20 protein-coding genes are annotated in these 22931 nt (G+C 54.3%); 4 read left to right on the top strand and 16 right to left on the bottom strand.

Annotation, left to right across the window (positions count from 1 at the left end; all coding sequences use genetic code 11):
- Positions 1-3: 3 nt before the first annotated feature.
- From OGY72_RS22400 to nasR, 7 genes are all read right to left on the bottom strand, one after another.
- Positions 4-1389: a YchO/YchP family invasin gene (locus OGY72_RS22400; RefSeq protein WP_050542097.1), complete on the bottom strand. Its 1386-nt coding sequence runs from the start codon at positions 1387-1389 to the stop codon at positions 4-6.
- A 102-nt stretch (positions 1390-1491) separates the two neighbouring features.
- Entirely contained in the window at positions 1492-4092 is a 2601-nt protein-coding gene (locus OGY72_RS22395; protein WP_063940835.1) for a nitrate reductase, read from the bottom strand.
- On the bottom strand, positions 4089-8153 hold the full coding sequence (gene nirB / locus OGY72_RS22390; RefSeq protein ID WP_286549590.1) for a nitrite reductase large subunit NirB: 4065 nt from the start codon (positions 8151-8153) through the stop codon (positions 4089-4091). Before nirB ends, OGY72_RS22395 begins: the two co-directional genes overlap by 4 nt.
- A 10-nt stretch (positions 8154-8163) precedes the next feature.
- On the bottom strand, positions 8164-8952 hold the full coding sequence (locus tag OGY72_RS22385) for an ABC transporter ATP-binding protein (RefSeq protein ID WP_148361898.1): 789 nt from the start codon (positions 8950-8952) through the stop codon (positions 8164-8166).
- Between the two features lie 9 nt (positions 8953-8961).
- Entirely contained in the window at positions 8962-9837 is an 876-nt protein-coding gene (gene ntrB, locus OGY72_RS22380) for a nitrate ABC transporter permease (RefSeq protein WP_008784966.1), read from the bottom strand.
- A 1-nt stretch (position 9838) separates the two neighbouring features.
- On the bottom strand, positions 9839-11098 hold the full coding sequence (locus tag OGY72_RS22375) for a CmpA/NrtA family ABC transporter substrate-binding protein (RefSeq protein ID WP_286549585.1): 1260 nt from the start codon (positions 11096-11098) through the stop codon (positions 9839-9841).
- A gap of 222 nt (positions 11099-11320) precedes the next feature.
- Complete coding sequence (nasR, locus tag OGY72_RS22370) at positions 11321-12502, bottom strand: nitrate regulatory protein NasR (RefSeq protein WP_286549584.1); 1182 nt, start codon at positions 12500-12502, stop codon at positions 11321-11323.
- Positions 12503-12574: 72 nt separating this feature from the next.
- On the opposite strand from nasR, the gene OGY72_RS22365 reads away from it, so the two are divergent.
- Positions 12575-12928: a DsrE/DsrF/TusD sulfur relay family protein gene (locus tag OGY72_RS22365; RefSeq protein ID WP_003833402.1), complete on the top strand. Its 354-nt coding sequence runs from the start codon at positions 12575-12577 to the stop codon at positions 12926-12928.
- A 261-nt stretch (positions 12929-13189) separates the two neighbouring features.
- Positions 13190-13435, top strand: a complete 246-nt coding sequence (locus tag OGY72_RS22360; RefSeq protein ID WP_003833405.1) for a DUF1883 domain-containing protein — start codon at positions 13190-13192, stop codon at positions 13433-13435.
- Between the two features lie 54 nt (positions 13436-13489).
- Here the strand turns inward: OGY72_RS22360 and OGY72_RS22355 are convergent, their stop codons facing one another.
- Positions 13490-14185 carry a gamma-glutamylcyclotransferase gene (locus OGY72_RS22355; RefSeq protein WP_286549580.1) on the bottom strand — a complete coding sequence of 232 codons (696 nt, stop codon included), beginning with the start codon at positions 14183-14185 and terminating at the stop codon, positions 13490-13492.
- Positions 14186-14588: 403 nt separating this feature from the next.
- Here OGY72_RS22355 and chaA point away from each other — a divergent pair, with 403 nt between their 5' ends.
- A complete protein-coding gene (chaA, locus tag OGY72_RS22350) occupies positions 14589-15689 on the top strand; it encodes a sodium-potassium/proton antiporter ChaA (protein WP_003833407.1) in 1101 nt (366 codons plus the stop codon).
- Positions 15690-15743: 54 nt separating this feature from the next.
- On the opposite strand, the gene OGY72_RS22345 is transcribed toward chaA, so the two are convergent.
- Positions 15744-15875 carry an amidohydrolase family protein gene (locus OGY72_RS22345; RefSeq protein ID WP_164084794.1) on the bottom strand — a complete coding sequence of 44 codons (132 nt, stop codon included), beginning with the start codon at positions 15873-15875 and terminating at the stop codon, positions 15744-15746.
- A gap of 285 nt (positions 15876-16160) precedes the next feature.
- The gene (locus tag OGY72_RS22340; protein WP_003833409.1) at positions 16161-16754 is read right to left on the bottom strand and encodes a TetR/AcrR family transcriptional regulator; all 594 of its coding nucleotides are present in this window, start codon (positions 16752-16754) and stop codon (positions 16161-16163) included.
- A gap of 72 nt (positions 16755-16826) precedes the next feature.
- Between OGY72_RS22340 and bdcA the strand changes: the two genes are divergently transcribed.
- A complete protein-coding gene (gene bdcA / locus OGY72_RS22335; protein ID WP_048216243.1) occupies positions 16827-17540 on the top strand; it encodes an SDR family oxidoreductase in 714 nt (237 codons plus the stop codon).
- 67 nt (positions 17541-17607) lie between these two features.
- Here bdcA and kdsA read toward each other — a convergent pair whose 3' ends face one another.
- Genes kdsA through hemA form a run of 6 tightly spaced genes read right to left on the bottom strand, consistent with a single transcriptional unit; the run spans position 17608 to position 22912 of the window.
- Positions 17608-18462 (bottom strand): 3-deoxy-8-phosphooctulonate synthase, encoded by an 855-nt coding sequence (gene kdsA, locus OGY72_RS22330; RefSeq protein ID WP_003020772.1) that lies wholly within the window; start codon positions 18460-18462, stop codon positions 17608-17610.
- Positions 18463-18497: 35 nt separating this feature from the next.
- Entirely contained in the window at positions 18498-19307 is an 810-nt protein-coding gene (gene sirB1 / locus OGY72_RS22325) for an invasion regulator SirB1 (RefSeq protein ID WP_191235508.1), read from the bottom strand.
- Positions 19308-19309: 2 nt separating this feature from the next.
- Positions 19310-19702, bottom strand: coding sequence for an invasion regulator SirB2 (gene sirB2, locus OGY72_RS22320; protein WP_003833414.1), 393 nt, complete (start codon positions 19700-19702; stop codon positions 19310-19312).
- The gene (gene prmC, locus OGY72_RS22315; protein ID WP_286549567.1) at positions 19699-20532 is read right to left on the bottom strand and encodes a peptide chain release factor N(5)-glutamine methyltransferase; all 834 of its coding nucleotides are present in this window, start codon (positions 20530-20532) and stop codon (positions 19699-19701) included. The genes sirB2 and prmC overlap by 4 nt, the downstream gene beginning before the upstream one ends.
- Positions 20532-21614 (bottom strand): peptide chain release factor 1, encoded by a 1083-nt coding sequence (prfA, locus tag OGY72_RS22310; RefSeq protein WP_003020786.1) that lies wholly within the window; start codon positions 21612-21614, stop codon positions 20532-20534. The genes prmC and prfA overlap by 1 nt, the downstream gene beginning before the upstream one ends.
- Before the next feature lie 41 nt (positions 21615-21655).
- Positions 21656-22912 (bottom strand): glutamyl-tRNA reductase, encoded by a 1257-nt coding sequence (hemA, locus tag OGY72_RS22305; protein ID WP_003833420.1) that lies wholly within the window; start codon positions 22910-22912, stop codon positions 21656-21658.
- Positions 22913-22931 lie beyond the last annotated feature (19 nt).

The raw sequence follows: 22931 nt of genomic DNA, 5'->3' as shown, positions 1-22931 counted from the left end.
TTGCTAACGAGGATCATTTTCCGAAACGGTAATAAACGGTTCGGTCAGTGATAGCGTGATCTCATTGGAAGAGACACGCTGACCCTGCTCATCTTCTACCACCACAGACAACCGCCAGCGGTTTGTCGCGCCTTCGCTGCTGTCCCACTTCGGCATAATAATCGTCCAACCTTGCACGCTTCGGTTATCGCTACCCGCCGTTAAACTCAACGCCTGGGTATCACCCTGCCAGGTTAAATGGCGGATCCCATGCAAACTACGCACCTGCAGCTTCAGCGCCACCGACTCACCAGACTTGAGATCCCAGGGCGGCGTGGCCAAAAATACCGACAATGTTTTACGCTGACGATATTCCAGCGTCGGCAGATTGTTACGCTGCGGATCGTCATAACGACTGCCGCGCAGCGATCGGCTATTTGCCACCTCGCTGACCATCAGTTGTTTTTTTAGCGGTACGCCAAATCGGTAATTCAGCGTTAAGCCGAGGTTATTCTGGCTGATTCCGCTTTCGCCCTGCTTATGTTGTGCCGTCACGGTAATCAACGGCACCGGCGTATAGCTCAATCCCAGATTCACCGCCACAGGATTGTGGTACCCGGTTCCGGAATGAAACAGATCCACCCGGTCGCCAAAATACTGTTCCACGCTGACGCTGGTATTGAGGTGTTGATAGAACGGCATGCGCATTTGCGCAGTCAGGTCGTAGCCGCGGGCCATCCGTTGTTCCTGGGTTGCGGAACGCTCCTGCCAGGAGGACAACGGTTGGTAATAGTTAGCGGATAAGCGCAAGTATTCGCCCCACGCCTCGGCGCCAAGGCCTCCCCGGGGCAGATTTTCATCCAACAGGTTGTCATAAAAGGTGTTGTAACCCAGAAACCAGCCGTCGCGTACCCAGCGCTGCCCAATCCCCGCATTGCTGACTAAACCTTCGTCCTGTTGCGTCAGCCCCAACTGGCTCCAGGTAAGATAACGTGGATTGTCCTGCCATGGGATAAACCAGCTTCCCCGACTTCCGGTAAAGCTGCCTTCGTTATCCACCTGCAATCCAACGCTGGCGTTTCCCCAGGGAGAGAGCCAGGATTCCAGTTGCTGATTAACCTGTTCGCTGACCGTGTCACGCACCTGACCAAATGCGAACTGCTTCGCCTGTTCACCCGTATCAAGCCCGTTATCGGTCATGCTGGCTTCACCAAACGCTTTGACCATTTCAGCAAAGTGCTTTTCGCCTGCCCGCGACTCCGGCGCCAGACCGAGATCGGGTAAACCATCACTATTGTTATCGAAAGGGTTTTCGGCCTGGTAAATAAAAGATGTCCGTGCGCTGGCAATACCGCCTGCCAATGGCAAGAGTAGGAGAAGAGAAAATCTGCAGCAAACAAAACGGCTCAAATCGTTACTGGCTTTTATATCATTGAATTTGGGGACCACAGCGTAAATCCTACCTGTCCGACGTCACCTTTGCAGCTTTTTCTCAAATTTTCAGGAATATCCTTAATCATTGAGTGTAATTTTTTGTGCCAGTAATGTCTTCAGTTCCGGAATACACGAGCCGCAATTACTCCCGCAACGTAACGCTTTTCCCAATGCCTGAACCGTATCACAACCGTTAGCAATAGCCTGGGTAATGGCCTTTTCTCCTACGCTGTAACAACTACAAATAGTCGCGCCCTTATCAGCCGTAATACCACCGGGTTTCCCGCCCAACAGGGCATGACGAGTCTGAGCGTTTTCCGGCGTTTGCATGAATGCGCAGAGGATCGCCGCATCATCAATCTGCGGCAGCGTTGCCGCTGACCAGAGCCCAAGCATCAGCTTTCCTTCATGCCAGGCCAACAGATTCAGTCCCTGCTCCCATTTCGCCTGCTGAAGTTGCCAGCCTTGCGTCACACAATATTGTTGCAGCCACGCAGAAATATCGCTGTCGCCCGCCAGCGTATAACGCACGGCATTGTCAGCACTTTTGCGCCACCAGTGAACGAACCCCGGTAACGTCAGCGCGGAGCGACAAAACAGCTCTCCCTGCCACCGGGGCTGCCATGCCATAATGCGCACCGCTGTCTGTTTGCTTTCCGGCTGTCCAGAGTCAGGGTCACAAATCGGCGCCACCAATGCATTTACCCGTCCTTGACGGGCAAAATGATTATTCCAATGCATTGAAGTGAAGACGTTCCCTGGCCGCTGCCCACGGTGAATGGTCACCCTACCAACCATTACGCCGCGCGGGGAGTTAACCCGGCATAGCGCACCTTCATTCAGCTTTAAGCGATAGGCATCCTCTGGTGCAATTTCTACCAGCGGTTCATTGATGTGCTGCATCAGGCGTGAAATCGTCCCCGTCCGCGTCATAGTGTGCCACTGATCGCGAATGCGACCACTGTTTAGTACCAATGGATAGAGGGCATCACAGGCAGTTTTCATCCCCTGTGGCGTAACAGATACCAGGCGTAAACGTTGGTTACCACGCCACCCCTGCCAAAAATTTAGCGTTGATGAGCCGGTACTCACTGGCCAGCGAACCGGCGTCATCTCATCCCACTGTTGATGCGTCAGCTCCGCTAACGCGCCGATATCAAATGCACGTTCCCCCCTGTTTTCATAACCGGAAAGCGCCGCATGTTCACAAAATACCTCCCATGCGCTTTGCCAGCCAAACGCATGGGCAAAACCCAACTGTTTCGCTATTTGCGCGACGATCCACCAATCCGCCCTCGTCTCACCCGGCGCTGGTAAAAATGCGCGCTGGCGCGAGATCCGTCGTTCTGAGTTCGTCACCGTACCGTTTTTTTCGCCCCAGGCCTGAGCCGGAAACCGAATATGCGCGTAGCGGCTGGTGTCCGTGTCTGCCACGACTTCAGAGACAATCACCAGTGGACAGGCTGCCAACGCCTGGCACACGGCATGGCTGTCCGGTAATGACACCGCCGGGTTTGTCCCCATGATCCATACCGCTTTAACGTCGCCTTTACCGATCGCCTCAAACAAATCCACGGCCATCAAACCAGGCGTCTGCGCCAACCTTTCAGTGCCCCAGAAGCGGGACAGGCGGGCAAGATCCTGGGGTTCAAAATTCATATGCGCCGCCAGCTGCGTCGCCAACCCGCCAACTTCCCGGCCGCCCATCGCATTGGGTTGCCCGGTCAGCGAAAATGGGCCGCACCCCTGTCGACCAAACTTACCGCTGGCCAAATGCACGTTAATAATCGCATTACACTTATCGCTACCGCTGGCAGACTGGTTAATGCCCATGGTGTATAGCGTGATGGCTGTTGGCGCGCGCATAAACCAGTCATAGAAGGTGACAATATCGGCAACATCCAGCCCGCAAAACTGCGCCACACGCGCGAGGCTCCAGTCGCGCGCAATAGCAAACGTTTCTGCAGCGTCATCAAATTCACTTTGCGCATTACCCTCAGCCACAATCCTGTTCAGTAAGCCAACAAACAACCCAGCATCGCTACCGGGCAGCAGGGAAAGATGCAGATCGGCGATATCACAGGTTGCGGTGCAGCGAGGATCGATAACCACGACTTTCATCGACGGATTAGCATTACGCGCCTGCACCAGACGCTGATACAGCACCGGATGCGTCCATGCTGCATTCGATCCCACCAATACCACCAAATCACTGCAGTCGATGTCCTCATAACTGCAGGGCACGACATCCGCTCCTAGCGCCCGCTTGTATCCGGTCACCGCAGACGACATACAAAGCCGCGAATTGGTATCAATATTGGCCGCGCCAATGAAGCCTTTCATCAGCTTATTCGCCGCATAGTAATCCTCCGTCAGCAGTTGCCCGGAGGCATAAAAGGCTACGGCATGCGGGCCATGCTGAGCGATGATAGCGCGCAGACGTTCACCGGCGGTGTCCAGCGCCTGCGACCAACTCGCCGTTTCGCCATCCACCATCGGTTGCAACAACCTGCCGCTAAGTCCTGTGGTTTCAGCCAGCGCCGCGCCTTTGACGCATAAGCGGCCAAAGTTTGCCGGATGTTCGGGGTCACCTCTGACGGTGACGCCATTATTGTCTACCTGCGCAATCACGCCGCAGCCAACGCCACAGTACGGGCACGTTGTACGAGTCTCACTCATGATGCCTCCGCCCGCAGGATCAGCGCCTGAGTTCCCACCCACACTTTGCCCGCCTCCACTTTCACCGGCCAGGCGCGTACCGCCTGTTCTCCGCTGTCATACTGGCGGCCATCGCGCAGACGAATACGTTGTTTATACAGCGGCGAGATAACAATCGGCTCACCCTGCACATCCCCCAGAATACCGCGCGATAACACCTGCGCAGCGCTACCGGGTTCAAGGTTATCAAGGGCATAAATCGTCTGCCCAAAGCGGAATAATGCAATTTGCACATCTCCCAGACGTGCGCCAATACCCGCCTGCTCAGGGATTGCATCAAGGGCGCATATCTCCTGCCAGGGTTTTGTCGGTAATGACTCACGGCCCCTGGATGCAGGTTTAGCCAACTGCGGTTGCCCGCGTAAAGGCGCGCGGGCAACCGTCTCATCCGCCTCATCACTATTGATATATGAACGAAACAGCGCCAGACGCTGCGGGCTACTGAGCGTGGTTTGCCATTCGCACTGGTAGCTTTCCACAACCCGCGCCATCTCTTGTTCCAGTTCACTGGCAATCCCTAAACTGTCGTCGAGGATCACTTCACGCAAATACGCAATGCCCCCTTCCAGATTATCCATCCAGGTGCTGGTACGTTGCAGACGATCCGCGGTGCGAATGTAGAACATCAGGAAACGGTCGATAGTGCGCATCAGCGCGGTATCATCTAAATCACTGGCAAACAAATCGGCATGGCGTGGTTTCATTCCTCCATTGCCGCACAGATAGAGATTCCAGCCTTTATCCGTCGCAATGACGCCCACATCCTTGCTCTGTGCCTCGGCGCACTCCCGGGTACAACCGGACACCGCCATTTTAATTTTGTGTGGTGCACGCAACCCTTTGTAGCGATTTTCAAGCATCACCGCCATTGCCGTTGAATCCTGTACGCCGTAGCGACACCAGGTCGAGCCAACGCAAGACTTCACCGTTCGCAACGACTTCCCGTACGCATGCCCTGTTTCAAACCCCGCAGCCACCAGTTCGCGCCAGATATCAGGTAACTGTTCCAGACGCGCGCCGAAAAGATCCACCCGTTGCCCGCCGGTGATTTTGCTGTACAGCTGATAACGTTTCGCAATCTGTCCTATGGCGATCAGGCCGTCCGGTGTGACCTCTCCCGCAGGCATACGCGGGACCACAGAATAGGAACCGTCTTTTTGAATATTGGCAAAATAGCGATCGTTCGTGTCCTGCAGCGGTAAGTGCGCAGGTTTAAGCAGATACTCATTCCAGCAGGACGCCAGCACTGACCCCACCAGAGGTTTACAGATTTCGCAGCCGTGACCATGGCCGTAACGGCTAATCAACTGTTCGAAAGTATGGATATGGTTCACCCGTACAAGGTGATAAATCTCCTGGCGCGACCAGGGAAAATGTTCACAGATATCCTTTTTGACCTCAACGCCCTGGGCCGCAAGTTGGTGCTCCATCACTTGTTTCACCAGCGCGCTGCATCCACCACAACCGGTCGCTGCTTTAGTGCACTGTTTGATGGCGCCAATGTCCGTCGCACCAGCACTTACCGCCCGGCATATATCGGCCTTACTGACGTTATGACAAGAGCAGATTTGCGCTGTATCGGGCAATGCCGCAACCCCAAGCGCTTTTGGCGCACCGCCCGCCAGCGCGGGCAGGATCAGCGATTCCGGCTGACCAGGAAGCGGCATCCCATTCAACATCATTTGCAATAGCGTGGCGTAATCGCCAGCATCGCCAACCAGCACTCCGCCCAACAGCGTTTTGCCCTCTGCGCTGACGACGATCTTTTTGTAGATCTGCTCAGGACCATGCGTCCATTGATAGCTTTTCGCGCCCGGCGTACGGGCATGCGCATCGCCAAAAGAAGCAACATCAACGCCCAGCAGCTTGAGCTTGGTGCTCATATCCGCCCCGCTAAAGCTGACATCTTCTCCGGCCAGCTGTGCGGCGACTACCCGCGCCATTTGATATCCCGGCGCGACAAGGCCAAAGACTCGCCCTTCCCACAACGCACATTCGCCGATTGCAAAAATGGCGTCATCTGACGTGCGACAGTGGCTATCGATACAAATCCCACCGCGTTCGCCAATATCTAAACCGCTGCGACGCGCCAGCGCATCCTGCGGACGAATACCCGCAGAAAAAACCACCATTTCGGTTTCCAGCTTTTCGCCGTCGGCAAAGTGCAGTACCAGTCCGTCAGTGGTACTTTCAATTTCCGTGGTTGATTTTGCGGTGTGGACGCCAACGCCAAGCGCCTCTATCTTTTCTCGTAACATCGCGGCACCGGCGTTATCCAGCTGCACCGCCATCAGATTAGCGGCAAACTCAACAACATGCGTTTCCAGCCCAAGCTGACGCAGCGCGTTCGCAGCCTCCAGACCAAGCAGGCCACCGCCGATCACCACCCCGCGGCGCGCACTTTTCGCTTTCGCTGCAATGGCATCTAAATCGTCCAACGTACGATAAACAAAGCAGGCGGGTGAGTCCCCACCTTTCACAGGGGGGACAAATGGATACGATCCGGTGGCAAGTACCAGCGAATCCCAGTGGGTTTCATGTCCGTCGGCGTTGCGGATGACGTGCATCTCACGATCGATCTCGGTCACGCATTGCCCCAAACGTAGCTCTATGCCATTACGGGCAAAGAAATCATCAGCGACAAGCGAAAGTGATTGCGCGCTGCGCCCGGCGAAATACTCTGACAGATGCACCCGGTCATAGGCGGCATAACGTTCTTCGCCAAACACCACAATGTGATAATGTAAATGCAGATTACGGCTAACGCATTGCTCAAGAAAATGGTGGCCAACCATACCGTGTCCCACAACAGCCAGTGTCGGTTTTGTCATCGTCATCTGTCCTGCAGCCGATGGCTGCGTATCAAAGCGGTCGAAGAGCCAGTCGGAGTGTGCTGTCGCCCCCTGGGCCAGCAAATCGGTTAATGGCGCTGCGCTATGGCAATCGCCCATCAGCAGCACACCATGGAGTTTTCCATCACGCGTCAGCAAGCGGCGATAGTGCCCGCTGAGCGGATCGTATGTGCTCAGGGTGGCATCCGTCGCCGTCGTGTCCGTTACGCCTGCACTAAACAGATCAATTCCCGTCACCTTGAGGCGCGTTCCACTCGCCTGCCAACCAAATCCGGCACCGATAAAACCCGCTAGTCGCGCAGCCAACACCTCAGCCTGTTTCAGGCACGGCGCAACCAGTCCCCACGTCTGGCCGTTAATCTCGCAGCATTCCCCGACGGCGCTAATGCCGGGCATTGAGGTGCGAAGCTGTTCATCCACCACAATCCCCTGCTGACAAACAGCACCGCACTCCTGCGCCAGGGAGATATTGGGTTTAACCCCCGTAGCAATCACCACGCCATCCGCCGCAATACGCTGGCCATCCAGCAACGTTACGCAGTCGGCTTCGATATTGACGAGCCCAGAACTAAGCTCGCAGCGAATACCACGTCCTGTTAGTTGCGCCTGCAGCAGATCGCTAGCCTGTTGATCAAGCTGTTGTTCCATCAACCTTCCCGCGCGATGAATCAACGTGACATCGTCACCGTGAAGACGTAAGGCTGCCGCGGCCTCCACGCCGAGTACGCCACCACCCAGCACCACCTTTGGCCCAGACTGCTGGAGAATCGCCTCGACATCCTGCATCGTGCGAAAAGCATGAACATGCGGTTGTTGGACGCCTGGAATGGGCGGAATAAACGGATACGATCCGGTGGAAAATACCAGCTCATCCCAGAACAAAAGCCGTTTTGTGGTGGTCAGGCTGCGGCTGGTGGCATCAACGGCCAACACAGCTTCATCGCTCAGAACCGTCACGCCGTGATCGAGATACCACTGCGCCGGATGAAGCAAAGTTTGCGCAAAGGGCTTTTCTCCCCCCAGCACCGGTGAAAGTTGGATCCGGTTGTAGGCAAGCTGCGGCTCTTCACCAATAACGGTGACGGAAATGCCGCCGTTTTTGTACATAACAAGCGCCTCAATCAGACGAGTTGCCGCCATGCCATGACCCACAATGACCAGTCGCGTCATCTTCCCCTCCTTACGCCGCCTTCGGCTGTTTCTCATATAGAAAATGGAGAATGCGTTGTCGCAGGTGGTGGTATCGGCTGTCATCGGCAAGCTGGACCCGATTGCGTGGGCGCGGTAAATCAACCGTCAAGATCTCGCCCACCGTCGCCGCTGGCCCGTTGGTCATCATCAGAACCCGGTCGGAAAGTAGCACCGCTTCATCAACGTCGTGAGTGATCAGCACAATGGTGGTATTCAGCGACTGCTGGATGTGCATCACCGTATCCTGCAAATGTGCCCTGGTGAGCGCATCCAGTGCGCCAAACGGTTCATCCATAAGCAGGACTTTGGGTTTCATCGCCAGTGCCCGGGCAATACCCACGCGTTGCTTCATCCCACCAGAGACTTCACCGGGGTGTTTGTGCATCGCGTGCCCCATCTGGACGCGGTGCAGGTTGTATTCGATCCACTCACGTCGCTCGGCTTTACTCATGGTGTGGCGAAATACCTGATCGACGGCCAGGGCTACGTTATCGAAACAGGTCAGCCACGGCAGCAGCGAATGATTTTGGAAAACGACCGCCCGCTCAGGCCCCGGCCCGGCGATTTCGCGGTGATCGCAAATCAGGCCACCTTCAGTTGGTAACGTAATGCCGGCAATCAGATTCAAAAGCGTCGACTTTCCGCAACCGGAGTGACCAATCAAACTCACTGTCTCCCCTTCATGGATATCAAAAGAGACATTGTGTAGCGCGAGGAACTCACCGCTGGCGGTCGAAAAACGTTGGCTGACCGCCTGGACCTGAATAATGGGTTTCATGTTGTCTCCTTATTTTTCCTGCCAGCTATAACGACGTGCCACCAGCATTAGCCCCTGCTCAAGCAGCAGACCTACAACGCCGATGATGACGATAGCGATGAGAATGTTTTCGACGTTAAGGTTGTTCCACTCATTCCAGATCCAAAAACCAATCCCTAACCCGCCGGTGAGCATTTCTGCTGCCACAATCACCAACCAGGCGATGCCAATCGACAGGCGTACGCCAGTGAGGATCGCCGGAAGCACGGCGGGGAAAAGTATCCGCCGCATCACCGTCCACTCAGAGAGTTGCAATACGCGAGCTACGTTGAGGTAATCGTCAGGGATTCTCCGCACCCCTTCGGCGGTGTTGATCACCATCGGCCATATAGAGCAGATAAAGATGGTCCAGCTCGATGCGGGTTCCGCTTTTTGAAACAACAGCAGTCCAATCGGCAGCCAGGCCAGCGGACTGACCGGGCGCAACAGCGCAATCAGCGGCGAAAACATGTGCGAAAAGAAGGTGAAACGCCCAATCAGAAAGCCCAGCGGAATCCCCACCAGCGCCGCTAATCCGAAACCGATCGCGACCCGTTGCAACGACGCCAGCACGTTCCAGCCGATACCCATATCATTCGGCCCGCCGTTATAGAACGGATCGGCAAACAACGTCAGGGCTGAATCCAGGGTGCTCAGCGGCGTCGGAAATCCTTTGCTGTTGATGGCGGCAAGTTGCCAGCACACCACCAGCAAGGCAATCCCCAGCAGAGCGGGTACGGCGCGTCTTAGCCATGTACTAAGCCACATTGACCATGGCATTTTGCGCTTTCTGACCTTCATCGTTGATAGCGTGATGACCTCACCGACTACCGGCTCAGGGGATTTAAGCTGCGTATTTTGTTTCATCTCAGGCTCCTGTACGGTGGAGGGTAAAACTGTTGGCATAGGCTTCTGGATTGCGGCCATCCCATACGGAACCGTCCATCAGCGTACTGGTTCGTAGCAATTTCGCAGGAGGTGTTATCCCACCAACCGCCGCTGCCGCATCGCGCCAGATGTCGGTCCGGTTGATGCGCGCGGCAATGGCTGCATAATCCGGTTGCTGCTTCAACAATCCCCAACGGCAGAACTGGGTCAGAAACCACATGCCATCGGAATGCCAGGGGAAACTCACCTCGCCGTCGCGAAAAAAGCGGATGGCATGCGGATCCTGCCAGCGACGACCGGCACCGTTGTCGTACTCGCCCAGCATTCTCGCCGTCAGATAGCTTTCTTTGGTATTGAGCCAGGCCCGGCGCGCCAGAATTTGTGCTGTTTCGCGTTTATTGGCTTCACTGGCGTCTATCCAGCGCGATGCCTCAAGCAGCGCGCTAACCAGTGCCCGGGCAGTATGTGGATATTTTTCTACCCACTCCCGGCGCGTACCGAGTACTTTTTCCGGATGGTCGGGCCAGATATCCTGGGACGTCGCCGTGGTAAAACCAATGCGGTCGTTGATCGCCCGCGCATTCCACGGCTCGCCGACGCAGAAGCCACTCATATTGCCAATGCGCATGTTCATCACCATTTGCGGAGGCGGTACCACAACGGTGCGAACATCGGTGAAAGGATTGATGTCAGCGCTGGCCAGCCAGTAATAGAGCCACATGGCATGTGTGCCTGTGGGAAAGGTGTGCGCGAAGGTATAGGTTCCGGGCGCCTGCGAGACGATCCGTTTCTTCAGCGCAGACGCATCGGTAATGCCCTGCTCCAGCAGCGTTGCGGAGAGCGTGATCGCTTGACCGTTCTGATTGAGCGTCATCAGATTGGCCATGGGCTGCGCTTTACTGGCAATACCCAGTTCCAGGCCATACAACAGGCCGTACAGAACATGAGCCGCATCCAGCTCTCCAGAGACCAGTTTGTCACGCACTGCGGCCCAACTGGCCTCTTTGGTCGGCACCAGCGTAATGCCGTATTTTTTATCAAAACCTTTCAAGGTGGCGATAACCAGCGGCGCGCAGTCGGTTAGCGGAATAAAACCGACCCGAACGGTAGTCATCTCCGGCGCATCAGACCCTGCCGCCCAGACCGAAGACATCAGTCCTGGAATCAGCGAGCTGGCCCCCATCACGGCACTTGCCTGTAAAAACCGCCGCCGCGTTAACGAAACTGTTCTGTCACCCATACATGCTCCCCATAAAAAAAGGCGTCCAACAATGCCTAAGCATTGCGGGACGCCTTTATCCTCAAAACAGTCAGACCGCCGTTGGCCTGCTGCTAAATTGTCTGTATGAGTGAATGCAATTCAGATGCCAGAATTACACTGGCGGTTTTAGCGGGTTCGACGCGTACCAGACGCCGCGGTGCACCCAAATATGGCAGACACTGCCCGCCTGTTGTGCAGTCGCTATCCCTGCATCAGGGATTTAACGGTAAGCAATGCCCGGGCGATATCGACCATCCGTTGGTTTTTATCCATCGCCATTTTTCGCAATAGCTGCCACGCCTGTTCTTCGCTGACCTGCTGGTGATTCATCAGGATGCTTTTTGCTTTATCAATCACCTTGCGCTCCTCTAAGGCGTCCTGCAATGAGGCAAGTTGGGCGCTCATTTGCTCCAGCTGGCGAGCCTGCTGGCGAACAACCCGCAATAATTGTTTATCCCGGCGCAGCGAGAGGGGTTCGTCAGCACGGTCGTCAAGCCAGTTGTCGAGCGGCAAAGCGTAGGTTTCTTCCGCCAGCCGACGCGCCACGACATTCAGCAATTCGGTAATCAACATCTCTTCGAGATGTCGTAATTGTTCAAGCCGCTGCGTTTGCAGGGTAAACCAGCGTAGCACGCGTTCACCGTTATCGAGTTGGGGTTGTCGCGTACAGGCCTGGCGTCGCAGTTGTTCGATGGCGCCCGATGCCTCGCATTGCTGACGAAAATGCTGCACCAGTACAGGCGAAGCCAGGGAGATAAAGGTATCAAAGCACGGCTGCTGCCCGTCTATTCTGTCCACCAGCTCCTGGCGCATTTGAGGGTTAAATTCGCCCTGGGTAAAGCCAATGGCCCCTAACGCCCGCTCTTGTCCTACCAGCTCTTTACCCTGCATAAAACTGTACAGCGCCACCAGCCCACCTGCGACATGGGGATAATCAATGCTGTCGTTAAGCTGCGGCACAATACCCAGCAGATGGCGTAACGTCCGGCTGTACTGCTCCATCGCCTGCTGTGCATCGATAGTCTGCCCGCTGACAGACTCACGCAGCGTCGTTAGCTGATCGAGGCACCAGACGGTGCCAGCAATACGGTGGCACAATGCACTGCCCGCCACCGGCATAATGTGCTGGAAAAGGATATGCAGTTGCCGACACTCTTCATCCACCAGCGCCCGACTGGCACGGACCTCCCGATCATAAAGCGTACCTTGAGAACACAACCAGATATTGGATGCACCGCGTTCGCACTGTAGCATATGCACCAGATGGCTAATGCGCATCACCAACTTACCGGACTGTGCCAGTTGGCGAAGCTGGGTGTTCTCAAGCTGGCGGGCATGGCGAAACCATTGCGTCGCGCCGGAATTTTGTGCATTTGTCATCATCTCTGCCCTCACCGATAACGGGTTATCCCTGAGGACAAGCAATATCCATGCCCCCTGACAACAGGAGTAAAAATGCAAAAGATAGTGATCGTCGCGAACGGTGCGGCCTATGGAAGCGAATCGTTATTTAACAGCCTGCGTCTGGCCATCGCCCTGCGCGAACAGGAAGCGGATCTCGACCTGCGTCTGTTTTTAATGTCGGACGCGGTAACCGCGGGATTACGAGGTCAGAAACCTGCAGAAGGATACAATATTCAGCAAATGCTGGAGATCCTGACGGCGCAAAATGTGCCGGTCAAACTGTGCAAAACCTGCACCGATGGCCGTGGGATCACGACGCTGCCGTTAATTGACGGAGTAGCCGTCGGCACGCTGGTAGAACTGGCTCAATGGACGCTGGCTGCAGATAAAGTGCTGACCTTCTGATACACCGCTTCAGGCAAGCTCACTGAAAGTGTCGATAATTTCCGGATTTAATCGTAGATGGGCGCGGTTTCGTTGAACGTTAGCACGCCCTTTCAACCCTTTTGAGGGATTTTGTCACTTTTGTTTAATCGTTATGCCATTTTTTGATCAAAATCAGCATCCTGTTGCTCCCCCTTTGGTGTTATGCAATGAGTGAAATGTGAACAACATCACGCAGCACTTTCGACAGAAAGTACGTTGTTTTCAAGAACGGGGTGAAAAATGGCATTAGTGAAGGCGAGTTTAAAGTTATTTGGTGGCGATACGGTGGTTGTGCGCTGTTCCGAGCGCTGTCACATCCATCTGATGAGCGAGAAAAATCACGTCAAAGACACGCAGTCCGACATTTTAAGCGTGCAGGATCGTGATAACGCATGGTTAACCGTACCGTATACCGGCGTATGGAATGTGCTGATCGACAGCCATAGCCAGTCGCTCGAGCATTCAATAAGTTATATTGCAGCCTAAGCGTTAATTGCCCGAAAAGCGCCTGGCTTTCGGGCATTCAGTTCCTGGCTGGATTCAGGCAAACCCTGGACGCATAACACCTTCCGGCAGATTCTCTCCCAACAATCGTTTGACCGAGATCACCAGATCGTTAAGACAATCATCCTGCATCCCCAACTTGACCAGCTCTTGTTCCAGTGAGAACAGATACTGGGCGTTGGTGCCTAAAGGTCCGCTCGCCGTGGCGATAAGCGGCGCAATCACCTGCGCGCGCGTGTCTGACTCAAACAGCGGATGACGCGGATCCATAATAAAGACCAGTGCGTTCACCGTCCTGCCGTCATCAAGCGCCAACTGACACCAGGTCGGCAGATAACAGCCGGTGATCATTTCTCGCTTCCACAGCAGTGAAAGCTCTTGTTCCAGGGACGCGTCCGGCAAACGGTAGGCCACACCGGTGGTGCGTCCGCCTTCTTTCAGGGCCAGCATACGTCCTGGCTGACACGCCGTTCCTCGCCCCGCCGTCAGACGCAGGCAAAAGGCACGGTGCCAGCCGACTAACGTCCCGGTACAAGACTCTTCAAATTCTAAGGCCGGGTTCCACATCAATGATCCATAACCGAAGATCCACACCGGTCCATCATCTGGTCGGCAAGCGAGCGTGGCAGCCAGTGAGGCTGCACGTTGTTCCGCTGACCAGAGTAGTGATTCTTCAATAGCACCAAATGCCGTCTTACAGTCGGCATTCAATAAAAAATCACGCGTTAACACCTTACACCTCCGCCACTGCTGCTTCCCTGCGACAACTTTTTTGACGCCTTCCGGGCTTTTTTACTGCTCATTTTGAAACCAATAGCTGGACAATAGGCAATTCACCGTTCGCTTGCAAGGGAACAAAGTGTCAACGGCACTTTATATCCTCTCGCGGTGGTACGTCCTGCACTATCATTTGTATCAGTACGATCATCAATTTTTGTGGATGCTAAAATCTAATGTGTTGTTATTTAAATATTCTCTAAACAAGATATGCAATTTCATTCGCTCGGATGCAAAAAATGGTCCATGCCGTAAAATTACGTAAAATCAGATCGGAAATACCGAAAGTTCTGTTATTTTTTACATTCTTTAATACTTTTATAATTATAAATACCTGCAGAGATGGAGAATTAGTTCAATGACACATGTACATGAGGCGGTAAAAACCCGCCACAAGGAGACCTCTCTCGTCTTCCCGATTTTGGCGCTGGTAGTACTGTTCTTCTGGGGGAGCAGTCAGTCACTACCAGTGGTCATCGGTATTAATGCGCTGGCCCTTATTGGTATATTAAGCAGCGCATTCAGCGTTGTCCGTCATGCGGATGTATTAGCACATCGACTTGGCGAACCCTACGGGTCGCTGATCCTCAGCCTGTCCGTTGTTATTCTTGAAGTCAGCTTAATCTCCGCATTAATGGCGACCGGCGATGCAGCGCCTACGCTCATGCGCGATACGCTATATTCAATCATTATGATCGTAACCGGCGGCCTGGTCGGTTTTTCATTACTGTTAGGTGGCCGTAAATTTGCCACTCAGTATATGAATCTGTTTGGTATTAAGCAGTATTTAATCGCCCTGTTTCCGCTGGCCATTATTGTACTGGTGTTCCCGATGGCTTTACCGGGTGCAAATTTCACTACCGCGCAGGCGCTATTAGTGGCATTAATTTCTGCGGCGATGTACGGCGTATTTTTGCTGATACAAACTAAAACGCATCAGAGTCTGTTCATTTATGAGCATGAAGACGAGGGTGACGACGACGATCCGCATCACGGTAAACCGTCAGCCCACAGCAATATGTGGCATGCCGCCTGGCTTATCATTCATCTGATCGCTGTTATTGCCGTGACCAAAATGAACGCCAGCCCGCTGGAGACATTGCTGACTGAACTGAATGCCCCAGTGGCATTTACCGGTTTCCTGGTCGCATTGCTGATCCTCTCCCCTGAAGGGCTGGGTGCGCTGAAAGCGGTTCTGAGCAACCAGGTACAGCGGGCGATGAATTTGTTCTTCGGTTCAGTATTAGCCACCATTTCACTGACCGTTCCGGTAGTGACCCTGATCGCATGGGCAACCGGGAATGACTTGGTCTTTGCGCTGGGCGCGCCAGAGATGATTGTGATGGTTTCATCACTGGTACTGTGCCACATCTCTTTCTCCACCGGACGCACCAACGTGCTTAACGGTGCGGCGCATCTGGCGCTGTTTATCGCCTATCTGATGACGATATTTGCCTGATTAGTTTTTCTGGTAGAACCCACGGCCCTTCGCAGGGCCGTTTTCTTTTACCGCTCACTGCTCCGGATAGACCTGTTGGCCATCGACAAACGTTAATAACGACTCCGTTTGGTGCAATTTATCTGCCGGAATAGCCATAATATCCTGATTAAGCACCGCAAAATCGGCGAGCTTACCTACCCGCAAACTACCCTCTGCTGTTCTGCAAAAGCTATCCAGGCGGCATTTAGAGTTTACATTTTTAACGCATCTTCTCGGCTTAACTGGCGCGCATTATGGCGTACCGTGCCGTCGAGCGCTTTAGCTGTTACATGATATTCAATGGCATGCCATACTCCTGCAACGCCAATCCGCGTCGCATCAGTACCACCTACAACGATAACCCCCTGCTCTGATGCGGGTTGATATGAGGCACCGCCTGATTAAGTTCCCATTTTCCCCATCATATTTATCTACCTTATCATGTGATGATCATCTGGAAAGCTGATGCCGCACCGCTACGCTGGCGATTCGCGCGCTGGCTAGCAGACGTTCGAACGAATGCCCGCAACGTGCTTTTCCCGACAGGCCAAGCATTGTGGTACTGACGTAATCAGTCAGGCTGTCAGCCTCTTTAGGATGCCGCTGTGCGATAAAGTCGTGAATTTTATATTCGGCAGCCGAGTAGAAATTCCGCGCGACCTTCCTCGCCTGCGGATCGTTACTGTGCGTGCCCTCCAGGACCAAACATCCCGGCGCATGCGGATCTGCGGCATAACGTCGCGCCGCCTCTTCAAGCAGATCGGTAAGACATTCAGAAACCGGTTTGTCGGGACGCAGAATGTCATCAAAAGGGATTGCCTCAGTTTGTACGTAGCGGTCAAGAACACGTTTATAAAGACCGATTTTGTTCCCAAAAGCAGCATAGAAACTGGGGGGCTTGATCGACAACGCCGCGGTGACATCCGCCACGCTAACTGCGTCATAGCCATGTGCGTGAAACAAGGGTTGTACTTTGGCAACGGCCATTTCTGGATCAAAATTACGTGGGCGTCCAGGTGCACGAGTGCATTTTGTAGTGCTCATTACAAATCCATTGACAGAAAACTGTGCACCTATTATATATCGATCACTACATAATTGTTCAAGGAGTACCTCATGTCTTCTTTTAACGGCAAGTCAGTTCTGGTTCTTGGCGGCAGTCGTGGGATTGGCGCGGCTATCGTGCGCCGTTTTGCCGCGGATGGCGCATCGGTTACCTTTACCTATTCAGGCTCCCCTGACGCTGCCAAAGCGCTTGCTGATGAGACGGGTACCCAGACAGCGCAAACCGATAGCGCCGATCGTAACGCCGTCATCAACCGGGTTCGCGAAAGCGGCCCGCTGGACGTGCTGGTAGTTAATGCAGGCATTATTCTGTTTGGTGATGCGCTGGAGCAGGATCCGGATGACGTTGAGCGCCTGTTCCGAATTAACATTCATTCCCCATACTATGCGGCCGTGGAAGCGGCACGACAGATGCCTGACGGCGGACGCATTATCATTATTGGCTCTGTGAATGGCGACCGTATGCCTCTTGCTGGCCTGGCTTCTTATGCGGTGAGCAAATCAGCGCTGCAAGGGCTGGCCCGTGGACTGGCTCGTGATTTCGGCCCGCGCGGCATTACGGTAAACGTGGTTCAACCGGGTCCTATTGATACCGATGCCAACCCGGAAGATGGCCCACTGAAAGAGGTGATGCACAGTTTTATGGCGCTAAAACGACATGGCCGTCCAGAGGAAGTTGCGGGAATGGTTGCCTGGCTTGCAGGCCCTGAGGCTGGGTTTGTGACGGGGGCAATGCATACAATTGACGGTGCGTTTGGCGCCTGACGGCCACCCTTAACACTTTTCTCAAACAGCAGTCCGAAGAGATATCTCTCCGGACTGCAATACTTTCTTAGTTCTCGGTATCCAGCTCGTCGAAGCTTTTTACCAGGTCATCAATCGCTTTAATCTGGGTCAGGAACTGTTCCAGTTTCGCCAGCGGCAGCGCGGATGGACCATCGCATTTCGCATTGGCTGGATCCGGATGCGCTTCAATAAACAGACCGGCCAGACCTACCGCCATACCTGCGCGCGCCAGTTCGGTAACCTGCGCACGACGACCGCCGCTTGCTGCGCCAAACGGGTCACGGCATTGCAGCGCATGGGTAACGTCAAAAATCACCGGCGAGTTGCCAGAAACTTTCTTCATCACGCTGAAGCCCAGCATATCCACAACCAGGTTGTCATAACCAAAGTTCGCGCCACGGTCGCACAGAATTACTTTGTCGTTGCCGCCTTCATGGAATTTATCCACGATATTGCCCATCTGGCCCGGGCTTACGAACTGCGGTTTTTTCACGTTGATAACGGCACCGGTTTTCGCCATCGCTTCCACCAGATCGGTCTGACGAGCGAGGAAGGCCGGCAGCTGAATCACATCCACCACGTCAGCAACAGGCTGAGCCTGGCTGGCTTCGTGAACGTCGGTGATCACTTTTACGCCAAAAGTCTGCTTCAGTTCCTGGAAGATTTTCATCCCTTCTTCAAGGCCCGGTCCACGGTAAGAGTGGATGGAAGAACGGTTGGCTTTATCAAAGGAGGCTTTGAACACGTAAGGGATACCCAGCTTTTGAGTAACGGTTACGTAGTGCTCACAAATGCGCATCGCCAGATCGCGGGATTCCAGCACGTTCATTCCGCCAAACAGCACGAACGGCAGGTCATTTGCCACGTTGATGTCGCCAATGCTAACCACTTTTTGTTTCATAGGATCGCCTTAAACGGTAGGTAAAGTGTCATTAATCAATGCAATACAATTTGCTTGTGCGAAATAGTACTAATCTGCGCACGAATCATTTCGCTGATCGGGTCTTCCGGACACTGTTCAACGAAATAACTTAAATCGGTCAGCGCAACATGTTCACACTCCAGTTGCGCGTAAATTAATCCACGATCGCGTATTTCATACGGATCTTCAGGATTAAACTGTAATAGTGCTTCGCTGGCACGCAGCGCCAGCTCCATTTGCCGCTCTTCCATCAGCGATGATTTCAGCGTATCGAGCAGCTTACGAATTACTTCTGCATTATCCGCCTCATCCAGGTCTTCGTTAAACAGCTCCGCGACCGGGCTGATATTCCCCTTCAGCCACACTTCCAGCGTGTGCTCATTTAACGTTTCGCCATTGAACGGATTGATTAGCCACATTTCGCCATCGAGCGATTCAATACGCAGGATGAGTTGTGTCGGGAAAATCACCGGCACCAGCGGCAGTTCCAGTCGGTTGGCAATCCACAATAAGATCGCGCCCAGGGATACGGCACTGCCCTGACGATTTTTCAGTACCTGATCAAGCCATAGTGCATCAGAAAGACGATAGACGCCGTGGGTATCCGTAAACCCCCATTCGCCGTAAAAAAGTGCCAGCAGTTTTTCCAGTTGCTCATCCTGAGACAGGAGCTGGCTAATTTCTTCTTGCGCCAGACTGACCAGACGTTCCAGTTCGTCATAGACAGTTTGTGTTGGAAAATCCAGACGGATAGACTCCGACGCCAGGATCATCCCATCACACAATGGCGCTTTATTAAATTCGAAATCAGCTAACGACCTCATGCTTACCCCAGTAACGGTATTTTTGTGGTGGCGAGTTTAATGATGATGTACAGCACCACCAGCGCCAGCGGAAAAGCGATTAATCGCGCCTGCTGACTGCGCGCCCGACGATAATCGAGCGCAATAAAACCCAAAACGATGTAAATGATAACCCCAAACAGCTTTTCAGTCAGCCATGTCCCGTGCTCAGTGAATGGCAGGACGTGCGCTTTAACCATTAACGCTACGCCGCTGAGTAATAAAACGGTATCGACAACCGGCGGCACGATGCGCGTCCAGCGCGCGCAGGCAAGGCGCGAGTCGGTGTAACGCCACCAAAATCGCAGCGTCAGCAAACCAACCGAAAGCGCAATGCTGATGAGATGGACGTTGAGTAACACACCGAAGGTACTCATGATGGGATGCGTCCAAGCGTAATTCGCTCGTTGCCGCCATAGTCACGACAGGTTTCAACCGCCAGGTAACCTGCACGAGTAAAAGCGTCACGGACGGCCTCGCCCTGTTGCCAACCATGTTCCAACAACAGATAGCCGCCGGGCGTTAATACGCGCTGAGACTGGTCAATGATATGCACGATATCCGCCAGCCCCTGATCGCTCGCCACCAGTGCCGACAGCGGTTCAAAGCGAACGTCGCCTTGTGCCAGGTGCGGATCCTGCTCGTCGATATACGGCGGATTGCTGACAATCATGTCAAACTGCTGTCCCTGCAATGCGCTGAACCAGTTGCTTTGCAGCACGCAAACATTGTCGATGCCCAGTTGCTGCTTGTTGCGAATGGCCAGTGCCACGGCATCAGGCATGCGGTCTACAGCAGTCACTGTACAATCCGGACGCTCGGTTGCCAGCGCCAGCGCAATGGCACCCGTGCCGGTTCCTAAATCAAGAATACGACACGCTGAGGCCGGCAGGCGAGCCAGCGCCTGCTCCACCAGACACTCGGTATCCGGACGCGGAATAAGCGTGGCTGGAGACACAAATAGCGGCAGCGACCAGAACTCACGCACGCCGGTTAAGTGCGCCACCGGCTCTCCCCGCTGACGCCGCTCCAGTAACGTATCAAGCTGTTGACGCTGCGCCTCGGTTAACTCCGTTTCGCCGAAAGCCAGAATAAAGGTGCGCCCTTTGCCAGTAACAAACTCGAGTAAAATCTCGGCGTCACGGCGCGGGCTTTCGCTTGCCTGTAATTGGCTAATTGCTTCACGCAGCCAGTGCTGATAATCCATTAATCCTGCTCGGACAACGCCGCCAGTTGGTCGGCCTGGTATTCCTGGACAATCGGCTCAATGAGCATATCCAGTTTGCCTTCCATCGCTTCATCCAGACGGTAGAGCGTCAGGTTAATGCGGTGATCGGTCACACGACCCTGCGGGAAGTTATAGGTACGGTTACGATCGCTGCGATCGCCACTGCCCAACAGGTTACGACGTTCAGAGGCTTCCGCCTGTTGACGTCTTGCCACTTCGGCGGCACGAATACGCGCCCCCAGCACCGACATCGCTTTGGCTTTGTTTTTATGCTGTGAACGTTCGTCCTGGCATTCCACTACGATACCGGTCGGTAAGTGGGTAATACGGATTGCGGAGTCGGTGGTGTTAACGTGCTGACCGCCCGCGCCTGATGAACGGAAGGTGTCAATACGCAGATCGGCCGGGTTGATGTCCGGCAGTTCGGCATCCGGCAGTTCCGGCATAACCGCGACCGTACAGGCAGAGGTATGAATACGCCCCTGCGATTCCGTCGCAGGTACGCGCTGCACGCGATGGCCGCCAGACTCAAACTTCAGTCGCCCGTAAACGCCTTCGCCGCTAATCTTGGCAATGACTTCTTTAAACCCGCCATGCTCGCCTTCGCTGGCGCTCATGATCTCAACCCGCCAGCGACGCGATTCAGCGTAGCGGCTGTACATGCGGAACAGATCGCCGGCAAACAGCGCCGCTTCATCACCACCGGTTCCCGCGCGCACTTCGAGGAAGGCGTTACGTTCGTCATCGGGATCTTTAGGTAATAGCAGGACCTGCAGATGCTGTTCCAGCTGCTCACATTTCTCTTTTGCTTCGCGCAGTTCATCCTGCGCCATTTCACGCATTTCAGGATCGTCGAGCATCATCTGAGCCGTCTCGATATCTTCCTGAACCTGTTGCCAGTCCGTAAAACAGCGAGATACATCGCTTAATTGCGCATATTCGCGCGACAGCGCACGAAAGCGATCCTGGTCTGCGATAGTCCCCGCATCACCGAGCAGCGCCTGAACTTCTTCATGGCGTTCATGCAGGGCTTCCAGTTTGGCAACGATAGAAGGCTTCATAGGCGTAAATGCACCCTGTAAAAAATAAGATTGGTGTGCTGCTACTCCAGCCCGAGGCTGTCGCGCAGAATATTCAGGCGTTCACTATCCCCGTCACGGGCGGCCTGTTGAAGTGATTTGGTTGGTGCATGAATCAGGCGATTGGTCAGTTTCCAGGCCAGATCCTGCATAATGGCTTGCGCATCACCGCCCTGTTGAAGAGCGGCCAACGCTTTGGCGGTCAGTTCATCACGGATCTGTTCTGACTGACTGCGATACTCGCGGATAGTGTCGCTTGCGCCCTGGGCGCGTAGCCAGGCCATAAACTCGCTGGCTTCCTGCTCCACTATCGTTTCGGCTTCCACCGCCGCCGCTTTGCGCTGGGCCAGGTTATGCGAAATGATGCTTTGCAGGTCATCAACACTGTACAGATAGGCGTTAGACAATTTACCCACTTCCGGCTCGACATCGCGCGGTACGGCGATATCCACCAGCAACATAGGCTGATTGCGGCGGTTTTTAAGCGCACGTTCCACCATTCCTTTGCCGATAATCGGCAGCGGACTGGCAGTAGAACTGATAATGATATCGGCATCCTGTAAACGCGCGTCTATATCACTCAGTGAAATCACCTCGGCGCCGACTTCATCCGCCAGCACCTGCGCACGCTCGCGAGTGCGGTTGGCGATGATCATCTTCTTGACTTTGTGCTCGCGCAGATGTCGCGCTACCAGCTCAATGGTTTCGCCCGCACCGACTAACAGCACGGTTACCGTGGAGAGCGATTCAAATATCTGCCGCGCCAGGGTACAGGCGGCAAACGCCACCGACACGGCGCTGGCGCCGATGTCAGTTTCTGTACGTACACGTTTTGCGACAGAGAATGATTTCTGGAACATGCGTTCCAGCGCACTGGCGTTCAGGTGACCTTTTTGCGAATCCGCAAACGCTTTTTTCACCTGCCCCAGAATTTGCGGTTCACCGAGCACCAGTGAATCCAGACCGCTGGCAACACGCATCAAATGACTGACTGCGTCGTTGTCCTGGTGCCAGTACAAGCTGTTGCGCAGATCTTCTTCATTGAGGTTATGGTATTCACACAGCCAGCGAACCAGCGCTTCTTGCAGGTTATCCTGCTCTTCAACGCTGAGATACAGCTCCGTGCGGTTACACGTCGACAGCACTACCCCGCCCTGCACCATTGGCTGCGCGAGCAGGCTGTCCAGCGCCTGATCGAGCGTATCCGGCGAAAACGTTACGCGTTCTCGCAGCGATACAGGTGCCGTTTTATGGTTAATACCAAGCGCTAAAAGGGTCATGTGTGCGGGAATAGTACCA

The sequence above is a fragment of the Citrobacter sp. Cpo221 genome (assembly GCF_030332345.1).
GTDB classification, from domain to species: domain Bacteria; phylum Pseudomonadota; class Gammaproteobacteria; order Enterobacterales; family Enterobacteriaceae; genus Citrobacter; species Citrobacter portucalensis.
Note: the sequence above shows the minus strand (reverse complement) of the source record. Positions and strands in the feature narration are given on the sequence as shown.

What these genes read in the sequence shown, in the direction of transcription:
- OGY72_RS22395 (WP_063940835.1), bottom strand. Translation starts at nt 4,092, where the DNA reads ATGAGTGAGACTCGTACAACGTGCCCGTACTGTGGCGTTGGCTGCGGC.
- nirB (WP_286549590.1), bottom strand. Translation starts at nt 8,153, where the DNA reads ATGACGCGACTGGTCATTGTGGGTCATGGCATGGCGGCAACTCGTCTG.
- OGY72_RS22385 (WP_148361898.1), bottom strand. Translation starts at nt 8,952, where the DNA reads ATGAAACCCATTATTCAGGTCCAGGCGGTCAGCCAACGTTTTTCGACC.
- ntrB (WP_008784966.1), bottom strand. Translation starts at nt 9,837, where the DNA reads ATGAAACAAAATACGCAGCTTAAATCCCCTGAGCCGGTAGTCGGTGAG.
- OGY72_RS22375 (WP_286549585.1), bottom strand. Translation starts at nt 11,098, where the DNA reads ATGGGTGACAGAACAGTTTCGTTAACGCGGCGGCGGTTTTTACAGGCA.
- nasR (WP_286549584.1), bottom strand. Translation starts at nt 12,502, where the DNA reads ATGATGACAAATGCACAAAATTCCGGCGCGACGCAATGGTTTCGCCAT.
- OGY72_RS22365 (WP_003833402.1), top strand. Translation starts at nt 12,575, where the DNA reads ATGCAAAAGATAGTGATCGTCGCGAACGGTGCGGCCTATGGAAGCGAA.
- OGY72_RS22360 (WP_003833405.1), top strand. Translation starts at nt 13,190, where the DNA reads ATGGCATTAGTGAAGGCGAGTTTAAAGTTATTTGGTGGCGATACGGTG.
- chaA (WP_003833407.1), top strand. Translation starts at nt 14,589, where the DNA reads ATGACACATGTACATGAGGCGGTAAAAACCCGCCACAAGGAGACCTCT.
- OGY72_RS22340 (WP_003833409.1), bottom strand. Translation starts at nt 16,754, where the DNA reads ATGAGCACTACAAAATGCACTCGTGCACCTGGACGCCCACGTAATTTT.
- bdcA (WP_048216243.1), top strand. Translation starts at nt 16,827, where the DNA reads ATGTCTTCTTTTAACGGCAAGTCAGTTCTGGTTCTTGGCGGCAGTCGT.
- kdsA (WP_003020772.1), bottom strand. Translation starts at nt 18,462, where the DNA reads ATGAAACAAAAAGTGGTTAGCATTGGCGACATCAACGTGGCAAATGAC.
- sirB1 (WP_191235508.1), bottom strand. Translation starts at nt 19,307, where the DNA reads ATGAGGTCGTTAGCTGATTTCGAATTTAATAAAGCGCCATTGTGTGAT.
- sirB2 (WP_003833414.1), bottom strand. Translation starts at nt 19,702, where the DNA reads ATGAGTACCTTCGGTGTGTTACTCAACGTCCATCTCATCAGCATTGCG.
- prmC (WP_286549567.1), bottom strand. Translation starts at nt 20,532, where the DNA reads ATGGATTATCAGCACTGGCTGCGTGAAGCAATTAGCCAATTACAGGCA.
- prfA (WP_003020786.1), bottom strand. Translation starts at nt 21,614, where the DNA reads ATGAAGCCTTCTATCGTTGCCAAACTGGAAGCCCTGCATGAACGCCAT.
- hemA (WP_003833420.1), bottom strand. Translation starts at nt 22,912, where the DNA reads ATGACCCTTTTAGCGCTTGGTATTAACCATAAAACGGCACCTGTATCG.